Below are 12,753 nucleotides of genomic sequence, written 5' to 3' on the forward strand. Positions count from 1 at the left end.
GTTTCCGGTTTCGATGGCGTCATGGCCCGGTCTCGCACCGGGGCGGTCGAGCGGCGGGCTGGCGATGCGCTTCATTTCCCGGCCGCGGCACCCGCCCCCGGCCAGACGAAGCCCGCCTCGCCGGGCCCGGGCGCGGAACCGGGCGAGCCGAACAACAGACTGCGCGGGTTGCGGCCGAGTTCACCGGCGACGTCCTTCAATTGCCGCGACGCATCGCCGACGCTGCCGGCCAGCGCGTTGAAACGCGGCAGCGTGTCGTACTGGACCCGCGCGTTCAGGTCGTTCAGCGCGACGCCGACCTGCTCGGCAGCCGAGCCGGCCTTGTTCAGGTTCGACACGAGCGGCCCGTTCGGCTGCAGCAGCGTGTTCGCCGATGCCATCGCGCGATCGACCTGGTGCATCGTCTCCGGCAGCGCGGCCACCGCCGGCGCGAGCTGCTTCGACAGCGTCGCCGCGCCGTCCGCCGCATGCTGCAGGCTTTCGGCCGTCGCGCGCAGCTGCTCGCGCATCTCCGGCGACATCAGCGCGTTCGCGCTTTTCGCCGCCAGCTCGAGCTGCCGCAGCAGCACGTCGCCGCGCTCCTGGATCTGGTCGAACAGGCTCGGCCGCATCGGGATCTGCGCGATCGCCTTCGGCGACGACGGCAGCGGCGCCAGGTCGCGCCCCGTATCCTCGAGCTGCACGAACGCGATGCCCGTCACGCCCTGGAAGCCGAGGCTGCCGTAGGTCGACTGCGTGATCGGCGCGTCGCGATCGACGAGGATCCGGATCCGGATCTGGCCCGGATGCGCGCGATCGAAGCCGATCGACTGCACCTTGCCGACGTCGAGGCCGCGAAAACGCACGGCCGCATCGGGGAACAGGCCCGTCACGTTGGTGCGCGCGAGCAGGTCGTACGGCACGCGCACGGTACGGTCGACGTTGAACCAGAACACGGTGCCCGCGATCGCGAGCGTCAGCGCGATCGTGAACAGGCCGGCCCAGAACGCATGTGATTTGTTTTCCATTCGCGGGTTCCTTGCTTCTTGCCTTGCTTACAGATCGACGCTCGACGGCGCCGGTTCGAGGGCCGCCTTCGGCAGCTTCGCGCGCCGCTCGGGCGGCAGCGCCTGCAGTGCGCGGCGCCCGCGCAGCCCCAGGAAATATTCGTGGATGAACGGATGGTCGACGTTCGCGGCCTCCTCGACGGGGGCCGCGACCAGCACCTTGCGGTCGGCCAGCACCGCGACGCGCGTCGACAGCGCGACCATCGTGTCGAGATCGTGCGTCACCATCACGACCGTCAGCCCGAGCGTGCGGTGCAGCGTCGCGATCAGCTCGACGAATTCGTCGGACGCCTGCGGGTCGAGGCCGGCGGTCGGCTCGTCGAGGAACAGCAGCTCCGGCTCGAGCGCGATCGCGCGCGCGATGCCGACCCGCTTCACCATCCCGCCCGACAGCGCGGCCGGCATCTTCGACGCGTGCTTGCACGGCAGCCCGACCATCTCGAGCTTCAGCATCACGATGTCGTGCAGCAGGTCGGGCGGCACGCGGCCGAGCTCGCGCAACGGCTGCGCGACGTTGTCGAACACCGTCATCGACGAGAACAGCGCGCCCTGCTGGAACAGCATCCCCGAGCGCGTGCGCATCATCCGCGCGGTCGCGTCGTCGATCTTCGACGTGTCCTCGCCGAACACCTTGATCGTGCCCGACGTCGGCCGCTCGAGGCCGAGGATCTGCCGCACCAGCGTCGTCTTGCCCGAGCCCGAGCCGCCGACGATCGCCACGATCTCGCCGCGCCGCACGTCGAAATCGAGCTTCTGGTGAATGATGTTGCGCCCGTAGCGCTTCGTCAGGTTGCGCACCTCGATCACGAGGTCGTCGCCGGGCACGGCGGCGCCCGGCGGCGTGCCGACCGAGCCTGCGCCGATTGCCGCGGCATGCGCGCTGGCGGCACCGGCCGCCGGTTCGTTCGACGCGTTCATCCGAGCCCCACGTTCTGGAACAGGATCGCGAACACCGCGTCGGCGAGGATCACGACCGTGATCGACGAGACGACCGAGGTCGTCGTCCCTTCGCCGAGGCTCTGCGAGTTCGCCTTGATCCGGAAACCGAAATGACAGGCGACCAGCGCGATCAGCATGCCGAACACGACGCCCTTGCCGATGCCGATGTACAGGTTCGCGATCGGCACGACGCCCGGCAGCGAGCGCACGAAATAGTTGACGTCGATGCCGAGCACCAGCTTCGCGGCGAGCGCGCCGCCGGTGAGCGCGATGATGTTGGTCCACATCACGAGCAGCGGCATCGCGACGCCGAGCGCGAGCACGCGCGGCAGGATCAGCCGCAGCCCGTGCGGGATGCCCATCACGCGCATCGCGTCGAGTTCCTCGGTCACGCGCATCACGCCGATCTGCGCGGTGATCGCCGACCCCGAGCGGCCCGCGACGAGGATCGCCGACAGCACGGGCCCCAGCTCGCGGATCACCGACAGCCCGAGGATGTTCACGATGTAGCGGTTCGCGCCGAACATCTGCAGCTGCTGCGCGGACAGGTAGCTCAGCACGATGCCGATCAGGAACGCGACCAGCGCGGTGATCGGCAGCGCCTGCGCGCCGGCGCTGTAGATGTTCGCCGAGGTTTCCTTCCACGGCATCGTCTGCGGGCGGCGCAGCACCGACAGCGCATCGAGGATCACGAGGCCGAACATCGCGATGCCGCCCTGCAGGTGTTCGGCGAACGCGAAGATCGCCTGGCCGAGGCGCGTGACGGGATCGAACCGCACGACGCGCTCGGGCGCCTCGCGCTGGCTGTCGAGGCGTTCGATCCGCTCGAAGATCGTGCGCTGCGTGGCGGACAGCTCGACGCCGGCCGGCAGCTTGCGGCCCCACACGCGCCACAGCGCCTGGCCGCCGACGTGGTCGAGTCGCTCGATGCCGGACAGATCCCATTCGTTCACGCGCCCGGACGCGATGCCCGCGATGCGGCGCGCGACCGCGCCGCGGTTGCGCGCAAGCGCGAGGGCGGTCCATTGGCCGTACAGGCGCACCGTCTGACCCTGGCCGCCGGCGTCGACCGACAGGCCGGGAGGAGTCTCGAAGTCCAAGGGCGGATTGTTTGCAAAAGGATGACAGCGGCCATTGTAGCGAACCGCCCGGCGCCGCGACGTGAGGATTGCCGTCGGGGCGCGCGGCCGGGAGCGCGTGGCCAGCGCGTCGGGCCGCGGGCATCCTGTTGCGGGTGCCCGGCCCGCCACGGCGCACCGTTCGCCGCCGGACCGGCATGCCGGGCGCGCGACCTTTCATTCTTCCGTCACGTTTCCTTTCGATACTCTCACGCGCCGCACGTCAGGCCGTCGGCGCCCGCGCCGCCATCTCGCGGCGCGCCTCGCGATTCATAGAACAGAACACCGAACAGGACAATCGATGCGTCTCCCCCCGCTTTCCCGCCGCCGCGCGACCGCCGCCGCCGCGCTCGCCAGCCTCGCCTTCGCCCTCGCCGGTTGCGGCGGCGACGACGTCACCGCTCCGCCGTCATCGCAGACGCAGGCCCAGGCGCCCGCCGGCACGACCACGACGCTCGCGCTGCTCGAAACGACCGACCTGCACACCAACGTGCTGTCGTACGACTATTTCAAGCTCGCCGCCGACAAGTCGCTCGGCTTCGAGCGCGTGTCGACGCTGATCGCGCAGGCGCGCGCGCAGTACCCGAACACGCTGCTGCTCGACAACGGCGACACGATCCAGGGCACCGCGCTGTCGGACTACCAGGCGCTCGTGAACCCGATCGGCTGCGACCAGACGCTCGCGATCTACAAGGTGATGAACGCCGCGAAGTTCGACGGCGGCGGGATCGGCAACCATGAGTTCAACTACGGGCTGCCGTACCTGTCGCAGGTGACCGGCAACACGTTCGACGTCGACGGGCTGCCGGCCCCCGCACAGCAGAAGAAGTGCGCGGGCCCGAACTTCCCGCAGGTGCTCGCGAACGTGATCAGCGCGAGGACCAACGCGCCGCTGTTCACGCCGTACACGATCCTCACCCGCACGGTGACGGCCGTCACGCCCGACGGCAAGACCGTCAGCGCGCCGGTGAAGATCGGCATCATCGGCTTCACGCCGCCCGCGATCATGAGCTGGGACAAGCGCTGGCTCGACGGCAAGGTCTACACGACCGGCCTGAAGGAAGCGGCCGAGAAGTACATTCCGGAGATGCGCGCGAAGGGCGCCGACCTCGTCGTCGCGATCTCGCACGGCGGCCTCGACAACACCGCGTACTCGCCGACGATGGAGAACGGCAGCTGGTGGCTGTCGAAGGTGCCCGGCATCGACGCGATGCTGATCGGCCACTCGCACCAGGTGTTCCCGGACGCGAACAGCACCGTGGCGCAGTTCAACCTGCCGGGCGTCGACAAGGCGAAGGGCACCGTCAACGGCGTGCCGACCGTGATGGCCAACTACTGGGGCAAGCATCTCGGCGTGATCAAGCTCGGTCTTAAGTTCGACGGCAAGACTTGGAGCGTCGACAAGTCGCAGACGACCGTCGAGGCGCGGCCGATCCAGAACGCGGACAAGAGCTACGTCGCCGCCGATCCGTCGGTGTCCGCCGCGATCGCCGCCGAGCACCAGGCGACGATCGACTACGTGAAGACGCCGATCGGCTCGACCGACTACCGGATGAACTCGTACTTCGCCGACGTCGGCGATCCGGGCGCGATCCAGATCGTCAACGAGGCGCAGGCCGACTACGTGAAGACCTACGTGCAGGCGAACCTGCCGCAATACGCGTCGCTGCCGGTGCTGTCGGTCAGCGCGCCGTTCAAGAGCGGCTTCGGCGGCGGCAGCGACTACACCGACGTCGCGCCCGGCGCGCTCGCGATCAACAACGCGGCCGACCTGTACCTGTATCCGAACACCGTGTACGCGGTGAAGGTGAGCGGCAGCGACGTGAAGAACTGGCTCGAGACGGCCGCGAAACGCTTCAACACGATCGACCCGACCCAGGCGACCGTGCAGCCGCTCGTCAGCAGCTTCCCCGGCTACAACTTCGACATGTTCACGTCCGCCGATCTCGCGTACGAGATCGACGTCACGCAGCCGGTCGGCAGCCGGATCAGGAACCTGACGTACAAGGGCGCGCCGATCGACCCGAACGCGCAGTTCATCGTCGCGACCAACAACTACCGCGCGAGCGGCGGCGGCAACTTCCCGGGCCTCGACGGCAGCAAGACGATCTTCGCGTCGCCCGACGCGAACCGCGACGTGCTGATCGCGTTCATCAAGAAACGCGGCGCGATCACGCGCGCGGCCGACGGCGCGCAGCGCAGCTGGCGCTTCACGAAGCTCGCGAGCTCGGTCGCGCACGTGCGGTTCACGTCCGCGCCGAACCGGCTCGGCGACGCGGCGGCTGCCGGCCTGAGCGGCCTCACGCAGGTCGCGGCCGACGACGGCTCGGGCAAGAACCTCGCCATCTACGAGATCGACCTCACGCAATGACCACGAGACCCGCGATGCAACCGATCCGGACGATGCGGCCGGCCGAGGCCGGCTTCACCGCCGCCGCGCGGCGCGTGCTGCGCGCGAAACTCCCGCCGGCCGCGTTGCTCGCGGCGGCGGCCGTGACCGTCGCGGCCGTGGTCGCCGCGACCGGCTGGCGCGCCGCCGGCCCCGCGCCGAGCGCCGCGCAGCTCGACGAATGGCAGGCGATGGTCGCGCAGGCCGTCGAGCCGCACGCGCTCGCGCAGTTGCGCGCCCTCGCGCGCCGCGGGTCGGGCGACGCGCAGGCGGCGCTCGGCATCGCGCTCGTCGATGCGCGCGAGCCGGGGCTGCGCGACGAGGGACGCGGCTGGCTCGAAACCGCCGCGCAGGCGGACGGCCGTGCCGACACGCCGGCCGCGCGGCGTGCGAAGCTGGCACTCGGCAAGGCTCTGCTGCTCGGCAGCGGCGACATCCCGAAGGATTACGCACGCGCCCGCGCGCTGCTCGGCGCAGCGGCCGGACAGGGCGATCCGGCCGCCGCGTATTACCTCGGGCTGATCTATCGCAGCGGCTACGGGATCGCGGCCGATCCGGTGCAGGCTGCGCACTGGTTCGAGTTCGCGTCGCGCGCGGACCTTCCGGCCGCGGACTTCATGCTCGCGAACGCGTACCGCGAAGGCAGCGGCGTGCCGCGCGACGAAGCGCGCGCGCTCGCGCTGTATCGCCGGGCGGCGGAACACGAACTGCCGGAAGCCGTGCAGACGCTCGCGATGGCGTATCGCAACGGCGAGCTGGGGCTCAAGCCCGACGCGGACGAATTCCACGCGCAGTGGATCGAAACCGCGCATGCGCTGAAGCACCCGGTCATCGCGCCGTGATGCGCGCGAGCCGCCTGGCCGGGTGCCATCGCGGCATCCGGCGTCAGGCGGCGCCGCTCCGCGCGGGTCGTTCCAGACGCATGTACGAGTCGGACACGACCAGTCCGAAGACGATGTGATCGAGCGCGCTCACCCAGCCTCGCGCGTCGGCGAACCACGGGAACAACTGTGTCATGCCGTAGTAGTTGACCAAGTACAGCAGCACGCCGAATACGGCCCCCGCCACGCTGGCCATCCCGATGCTCGAATCCAGGCTGAAACACGCAATGATCACGGCCAGGACCAGCGCAAATACGATCGACAACGCGAAGTGCACGCCCAGCGCGGCCAGCAGCGTCCCCACTTCGACCGTGGCCGACGGCGCGAGCGCGTCATCGCCGAAGTAGATGGCCGCGATCATGCGCAGCGGCGCCCACGCGTCGTGTCCGATGATTGCCGCCGCGACGACCTGGACGACGAGGAAAACCGCGCCAGCCACGCACCCGCCGATCACGGCGGCTCGCCACACCGGAATGCGGCGCACGTAATGGTGCGAATGCATGTGGAGTTGCATGGCCACCTCCTTGAAAACGGTCGGCCGCCGCATCAGCGCCGGTGCCTATGCGACGTACCCGCTCGCACCGCCGACCATGCCGACTCGAGCGAGTCCATCAGCCGGCGACAGGCACACGTCGTCGGGAGCCCGGCGGCATCGGCGATCCGGCGCGTCTTGCGGTGAAGGCGCTCGAACAGGCTGGACGGGCTCGAACCCGAATGAAGCGGGTTCATCGCCATTTCCGTCGATGCGGCAACGACGAGGACGCGCCGGCGCGCGCCGATTCGTCTGCGTTACTGCCGGCAACGCCGTCGAACGCGCCGCCAGAGCGGATACTTCGAACGTAGTCGTGCCGGTCTCCAAATTCAAGATGCCGGCCGGCGGCGGTACGCGACCGTGCCGGGTTCGGCAGGCGCAAGCGGCAACAGGCCCGCGGTCCAGCAGGACACCGACCGCGAGCATTCGCGCATCCGTGCAAGCCGAGCCTGAAAAACAGGTAGCCGCGCCGGATGCGCGGCCATCACCGTCGATATTGCTGCCGGTGCTTCCAAGCGCCCGTTCCGCCCCTGTCGCTACAATAGCCACCATGAACGCCCCCACCTCCTCCGACACGCCCGATTCCGGCGACGCGCACATCGCGCGCAACCGGCTCGAGGCGCACCTGGATGCCGCGCCGCGCGCGTGGCCGCTCGACATCGTTGCCGCCACCGGCTCGACCAACGCCGACGTCGCGACGCGCCTCAAGGCGCTGCCGCGCGCCGCGAACGCGCTGCCCGCGCCGCTCGTGCGCGTCGCGTTCGAGCAGACGGCCGGCCGCGGCCGGCAAGGCCGCCCGTGGTTCGCGCAGCCCGGCAACGCGCTGCTGTGCTCGGTCGGCTGCATCGTGCCGCGCCCCGTGGACGCGCTCGGCGGCCTCAGCATCGCGATCGGCGTCGCGCTCGCGGAAGGGCTCGCCGCGCTGCCGCTCGACGCCCGCACGCGCGTCGCGCTCAAATGGCCGAACGACCTGCTGCTGACGGTCACCGACGACGGCACGCCGCGCATCGTCGGCAAGCTCGCCGGGATCCTGATCGAAACCGTCTGGACCACCGCCGACGCGACCGCCGTCGTGATCGGCTTCGGCATCAACGTGCGCGGCGCGGAAGCCGTCGCCGCGCAGGTCGACGCGCTGCGCGCGCGCGAAGCGACGCTCGCGAGCGGGCTGCCGCCGGCCGCGCTGTCGGCGGCGTGCGCATCGGCCAACCTCACGGATACGCTCGCCGCCGCGCTGAACGCGCTCACCCCCGCCCTCGCGCAGTTCGGCACCGACGGGCTCGCGCCGTTCCTGCCGCGCTGGCACGCGCTGCACGCATACGCGGGGCGCGAAGTCGTGCTGCTCGAACAGGGTGTCGAACGCGTGCGCGGCATCGCGACCGGCATCGACGCGACCGGCCAGCTGCTGCTCGACACGCCCGATGGCGTGCGGGCGATCGCGGCCGGCGACGTATCGCTGCGCGAAGCGCAATGAACGAACCGCATCTGCTGATCGACGCCGGCAACAGCCGGATCAAGTGGGCGCTCGCCGACGCGCAGCGCACGCTCGTCGACACCGGCGCGTTCGGCCATACGCGCGACGGCGGCGCCGACCCCGACTGGTCGGCCGTGCCGCGTCCCCGCGGCGCATGGATCTCGAACGTCGCGGGTGCCGACGTGGCCGCCCGGCTCGACGCGCTGCTCGACGCCCGTTGGCCCGGCCTGCCGCGCACGACGATCCGCTCGCGCCCCGCGCAATGCGGCGTGACGAACGGCTATACGACGCCCGAACAGCTCGGCAGCGATCGCTGGGCCGGTTTGATCGGCGCGCATGCGGCGTTTCCGGGCGAGCATCTGCTGATCGCGACGTTCGGCACGGCGACGACGCTCGAAGCGCTGCGTGCGGACGGTCGTTTCACCGGCGGGCTGATCGCGCCGGGCTGGGCGCTGATGATGCGCGCGCTCGGCACGCACACCGCGCAATTGCCGACGCTGACCACCGACTTCGCGAGCGGGCTGCTCGCGGGCGCGCAGGCCGAGCCGTTCCAGGTCGATACGCCGCGCTCGCTGTCGGCCGGCTGCCTGTACGCGCAGGCGGGGCTGATCGAACGCGCGTGGCGCGATCTCGCCGATGCGTGGCAAGCCCCCGTGCGGCTCGTGCTGGCAGGCGGTGCGGCCGACGACGTCGCGCGTGCGCTGACGCTGCCGCATACGCGGCACGACGCGCTGATCCTGTCCGGGCTTGCGCTGATCGCCGCGGAAGCGGCGGCGCAGGATTGACGTCAAACCGGCCGGCATCGCGCCGACTGAACGACCGAACGACTGAACGACTGAACAACGACGAGGAGTGTCGACGATGCTGCGCTGGCTGATCGCTGTTCTCTTTCTCGCGAACCTGCTCGCGTTCGTCGCCGTGCGCGGCGTGTTCGGGCCGCTGCCGGCGGCCGGTCCGCGCGAACCGGGCGTGCTGTCCCGGCAGGTGCGGCCCGAGGCGCTGCATGCGATGCCGCTCGCGCAGGCGGCCGATCAGCCGGTGATCGGCGGCCCGATCGGCGCGCCGGCCGTCCCGGCCGAGCCGTTCGCGGCATCCGCGCCCTGACGGCGCGGCACCCGCATCAGGACTGCTGCGCGCGCACCTTCTTCAGCAGCGCGGTGGTCGAGCGGTCGTGCTCGAACGGAATCGCGAGCGCCCGCCCGCCCCAGCCGCGCACGATCGCCGATTCCGGCAGCGCGTCCATGTCGTAGTCGCCGCCCTTCACGAGAATGTCCGGACGGACGGCCTCGATCAGCGATACCGGCGTCTTCTCCTCGAACTTCACGACCCAGTCGACGCTTTCCAGCGCCGCGAGCAGCGCCATGCGGTCTTCCTCGCGGTTGATCGGCCGGTCGTCGCCCTTGCCGAGCATGCGCACCGACGCATCGCTGTTCACGCCGACGATCAGGCATGCGCCGAGCGCCTTCGCATCGGCGAGATAGGTGACGTGGCCACGGTGCAGGATGTCGAACACGCCGTTCGTGAACACGACGGGCGAAGGCAGCGAAGCGCGCAGCGCAACCAGGGCGTCACGGGTGATCAGCTTGCGTTCGAAGGTAGCGGGCATGATGGATTTCGGATGGCGTGAGCGGCGCGCGGTGCACGTCGCGACGGAACACGGCGGCGCCAGATAAAAAGCCCGCCGGATCGCCGGGCGGGCTTCATGCGGGAATACGGGGCGGCGAGCGCGGCCGGCGGCGCTTCACGCCGGCTGCGACGCCGCGCGGCCTCAGGCCGGTTGCGCGGCCGACGACGGGCCGCTTTCGGACTGCAGGCGGCCGGTGACTTCCTTGCGATAGCGGTTCAGTTCCTGCGCGGTCGCGAAGGTTCGCTCGAACAGGATCGACAGGTTGTGCAGGATCCGCTCGACGACCTTCTTTTCCCACTCGCCGTCGAACCGGATCTGCTCGTCGAGCCAGCGCTCGAGCCATTCCGGATCGGGCAGGCGCGACTGCACGGTGTCGCGCGGGAACAGCGCCTGGTTCACGTGCAGGTTGGTCGGGTGCAGCGGCTTCTCGGTGCGGCGCGCCGACGCCATCAGCACGCCGATCTTCGCGAACGCCGCGCGCGCGACGTCGCCGCAGTTGTTCAGCGCCTTCTTCATGTAGCGCAGGTAAGCGCCGCCGTGGCGCGCTTCATCGCGCGAGATCGTTTCGTAGATGTGCTTGATGACCGGTTCGGTGTGCCAGTCGGCCGCGCAGCGATACCAGTGGTTCAGGCGGATCTCGCCGCAGAAGTGCAGCATCAGCGTCTCGAGCGGCGGCGCCGGGTCGAACGCGAAGCGCACCGCGTGCAGTTCCTCTTCGGTCGGCACCATTTCCGGCCGGAAGCGGCGCAGGTATTCCATCAGCACGAGCGAATGCTTCTGCTCCTCGAAGAACCACACGCTCATGAACGCGGAAAAGTCGCTGTCGTGCTGGTTGTCGCGCAGGAACATTTCCGTCGCGGGCAGCGCCGACCATTCGGTGATCGCGTTCATCTTGATCGTCTTCGCCTGCTCGTCGGTGAGCAGCGAAGCGTCGAACTTGTCCCACGGAATGTCCTTCTCCATGTCCCAGCGGACAGCTTCGAGCGACCTGTAAAGTTCCGGATAAAGCATGGTGTTCATGATGGTCCCACCCCTGTTCTGCGCAATGCGACTTCTCTAAACGTGACTGTTGCCGCGCGGGCGCGCGAACGCGCTTTTTGCAGCCAAGACTCTAATTTTACGCGTGAATCCAGCCCCCGGACGCAGATTCCGCGTTCGGCAGCCGGGCGGCCGCGTAGCCGCCTTGAAGCACGCCGCGACCCCGCTCCGCTCGAACGGAACCGACCGCGCGTGCCTGATGTGGGGGCCGGCGCAGGCCGGCTCGGTGGCGAGCCCGCCCGGCGCCACGCGGTCCCCGGACGGGTTCCCGTGCGACCGCCGGACCGGCGGGCTGCTCGATATGGTGTATACGGCGGCGGCCATGATAGCACGCACACATGACGGTTCCGAGACGCGGAACCGGTCGCGGGCCGCCAACGGCGGTGCGGCGATCGGTCGCAGGCCCCGTCGCGAAAACGCAACCGAAATGTAAGCTGGGTCGCTTTCGGGCCTGCCCGGGCCTGTCGGTCAGACCCGTATTTCGCCTGTCGCGAGACCGCCTTCGGGCGGCGTGCCGGCCGCCGGCGCACTGCCGCCGTCGGCCCGGGCGATCCAGTCCGCCAGCGTGTCGCGCTGCGCGCGCCCGTCGCGGTAGCCGAGTTCGATCAGCTCGCGCGTGAACGCCTCCTCGAACAACAGGTAGCTCGCGAACGACGCGCCGGCCGGCTGGCTGCCGCCGATCGCGCCGAGCAGCCCGCGCATCGTCGCCGGCATCTGCTTCAGGTGTTTCGCGGCGATCAATTCGATGCGCTCGGACGGCGCGATCGCGAGCACGTCGACGTGCCGCCAGCCACTGTCGACTTCGACCTGGTGCGGCAAATGCTCGATCATCCGGTTGATGTGCTCGATCCGCTCGATGTCCGAGCCGATCGAGTCGAGAAACACGCTCGCGAGCACCTGCTGGCCGATCTGCGCGGGCGTCGGGTAACCGCGCACCAGCCCCGAGCCGTTCGCGGCGGGAATTTCGGGCCGCGGATCGGCCGCGCCGACGACGACGATCCGGTCCGCGCCGAAGTGGATCGCCGGCGACAGCGGCGCGACCTGCCGGATCGACCCGTCGCCGAAGTATTCGATCTGGCCGTCGAGCACGAGCGGCACGGCCGGGAACACGAACGGAATGGCCGACGACGCGAGCAGGTGCGACGCCGACAGATCGACGAGCCGCGCGGTGCGCTGCGCGCGCCGCCATGCCTGGATCGGTTCGGCGGCCTGGTAGAAGGTCAGGTGCCGGCCGCTCGAATAGCTGAGCGCCGTCACCGACAGCGCATGCAGCAGGCGGGCCTCGAGCATCTGCTCGATCCGGTGGAAGCTCAGCTCGCGCTGCAGCAGGTGCGCGAGCGGCGCGTTGTCGAGCAGCCCGCGCGGCGAGCGGCGCGCCGCCCAGCCGAAGGTCATCGTCGCGAGCCAGCGTGCGCCCGCCGCCGCGATGCCGAGCCAGTCGGTGCGATACACGTAGTCCGCGCGCAGCGGCTCCCAGAATTCGAGCAGGCGCCGCACGCCGTGCGAAAAGTCGTCAGCATGGCTTGCGATCGACGTCGCATTGATCGCGCCGGCCGATGACCCGCAGACCACCGTGAACGGCACCGTCTGCCGGTTCGGATCGGCCTCGCGCGCGATTTCGGCCAGCGCCTTCAGCACGCCGACCTGATAGGCGGCGCGTGCGCCGCCTCCCATCAGCACGAGCGCGAGCCGCATGATCGACCTGCTATCCG

12 protein-coding genes are annotated in these 12,753 nt (G+C 70.0%); 5 read left to right on the forward strand and 7 right to left on the reverse strand.

What is annotated here, in order from left to right; translation table 11 throughout:
* Positions 1 to 71: 71 nt before the first annotated feature.
* The 3 genes from U5A56_RS21305 to U5A56_RS21315 are packed head-to-tail and all read right to left on the reverse strand — an operon-like array spanning position 72 to position 3,085.
* A complete protein-coding gene (locus tag U5A56_RS21305; protein ID WP_044846761.1) occupies positions 72 to 1,007 on the reverse strand; it encodes an MlaD family protein in 936 nt (311 codons plus the stop codon).
* Between the two features lie 27 nt (positions 1,008 to 1,034).
* On the reverse strand, positions 1,035 to 1,964 hold the full coding sequence (locus U5A56_RS21310) for an ABC transporter ATP-binding protein (protein ID WP_124486560.1): 930 nt from the start codon (positions 1,962 to 1,964) through the stop codon (positions 1,035 to 1,037).
* Positions 1,961 to 3,085, reverse strand: coding sequence for an MlaE family ABC transporter permease (locus U5A56_RS21315; RefSeq protein ID WP_044846763.1), 1,125 nt, complete (start codon positions 3,083 to 3,085; stop codon positions 1,961 to 1,963). The genes U5A56_RS21310 and U5A56_RS21315 overlap by 4 nt, the downstream gene beginning before the upstream one ends.
* Before the next feature lie 319 nt (positions 3,086 to 3,404).
* Here U5A56_RS21315 and U5A56_RS21320 point away from each other — a divergent pair, with 319 nt between their 5' ends.
* Together U5A56_RS21320 and U5A56_RS21325 are read left to right on the forward strand one after the other, a co-directional pair.
* Complete coding sequence (locus U5A56_RS21320; protein WP_321812611.1) at positions 3,405 to 5,474, forward strand: bifunctional 2',3'-cyclic-nucleotide 2'-phosphodiesterase/3'-nucleotidase; 2,070 nt, start codon at positions 3,405 to 3,407, stop codon at positions 5,472 to 5,474.
* 14 nt (positions 5,475 to 5,488) lie between these two features.
* Positions 5,489 to 6,334: a tetratricopeptide repeat protein gene (locus U5A56_RS21325; RefSeq protein WP_321924411.1), complete on the forward strand. Its 846-nt coding sequence runs from the start codon at positions 5,489 to 5,491 to the stop codon at positions 6,332 to 6,334.
* A gap of 43 nt (positions 6,335 to 6,377) precedes the next feature.
* Here U5A56_RS21325 and U5A56_RS21330 read toward each other — a convergent pair whose 3' ends face one another.
* Positions 6,378 to 6,887 (reverse strand): hypothetical protein, encoded by a 510-nt coding sequence (locus U5A56_RS21330; protein ID WP_321924497.1) that lies wholly within the window; start codon positions 6,885 to 6,887, stop codon positions 6,378 to 6,380.
* A 568-nt stretch (positions 6,888 to 7,455) separates the two neighbouring features.
* Here U5A56_RS21330 and U5A56_RS21335 point away from each other — a divergent pair.
* The 3 genes from U5A56_RS21335 to U5A56_RS21345 all read left to right on the forward strand — a co-directional run bounded on the left by U5A56_RS21335 (position 7,456) and on the right by U5A56_RS21345 (position 9,480).
* Complete coding sequence (locus U5A56_RS21335; RefSeq protein WP_044846767.1) at positions 7,456 to 8,376, forward strand: biotin--[acetyl-CoA-carboxylase] ligase; 921 nt, start codon at positions 7,456 to 7,458, stop codon at positions 8,374 to 8,376.
* Positions 8,373 to 9,161 (forward strand): type III pantothenate kinase, encoded by a 789-nt coding sequence (locus tag U5A56_RS21340; RefSeq protein WP_321924413.1) that lies wholly within the window; start codon positions 8,373 to 8,375, stop codon positions 9,159 to 9,161. Before U5A56_RS21335 ends, U5A56_RS21340 begins: the two co-directional genes overlap by 4 nt.
* A gap of 76 nt (positions 9,162 to 9,237) precedes the next feature.
* Positions 9,238 to 9,480 (forward strand): hypothetical protein, encoded by a 243-nt coding sequence (locus U5A56_RS21345; protein WP_044846779.1) that lies wholly within the window; start codon positions 9,238 to 9,240, stop codon positions 9,478 to 9,480.
* Between the two features lie 16 nt (positions 9,481 to 9,496).
* Here the strand turns inward: U5A56_RS21345 and rfaE2 are convergent, their stop codons facing one another.
* From rfaE2 to U5A56_RS21360, 3 genes are all read right to left on the reverse strand, one after another.
* Positions 9,497 to 9,982, reverse strand: a complete 486-nt coding sequence (gene rfaE2, locus U5A56_RS21350; RefSeq protein ID WP_151068638.1) for a D-glycero-beta-D-manno-heptose 1-phosphate adenylyltransferase — start codon at positions 9,980 to 9,982, stop codon at positions 9,497 to 9,499.
* Between the two features lie 162 nt (positions 9,983 to 10,144).
* Positions 10,145 to 11,023 (reverse strand): ferritin, encoded by an 879-nt coding sequence (locus U5A56_RS21355; protein WP_044846770.1) that lies wholly within the window; start codon positions 11,021 to 11,023, stop codon positions 10,145 to 10,147.
* Positions 11,024 to 11,509: 486 nt separating this feature from the next.
* Complete coding sequence (locus tag U5A56_RS21360; protein ID WP_044846772.1) at positions 11,510 to 12,736, reverse strand: patatin-like phospholipase family protein; 1,227 nt, start codon at positions 12,734 to 12,736, stop codon at positions 11,510 to 11,512.
* Positions 12,737 to 12,753 lie beyond the last annotated feature (17 nt).

It is taken from the genome of Burkholderia sp. BCC1998, from assembly GCF_905339875.1.
Lineage (GTDB): Bacteria > Pseudomonadota > Gammaproteobacteria > Burkholderiales > Burkholderiaceae > Burkholderia.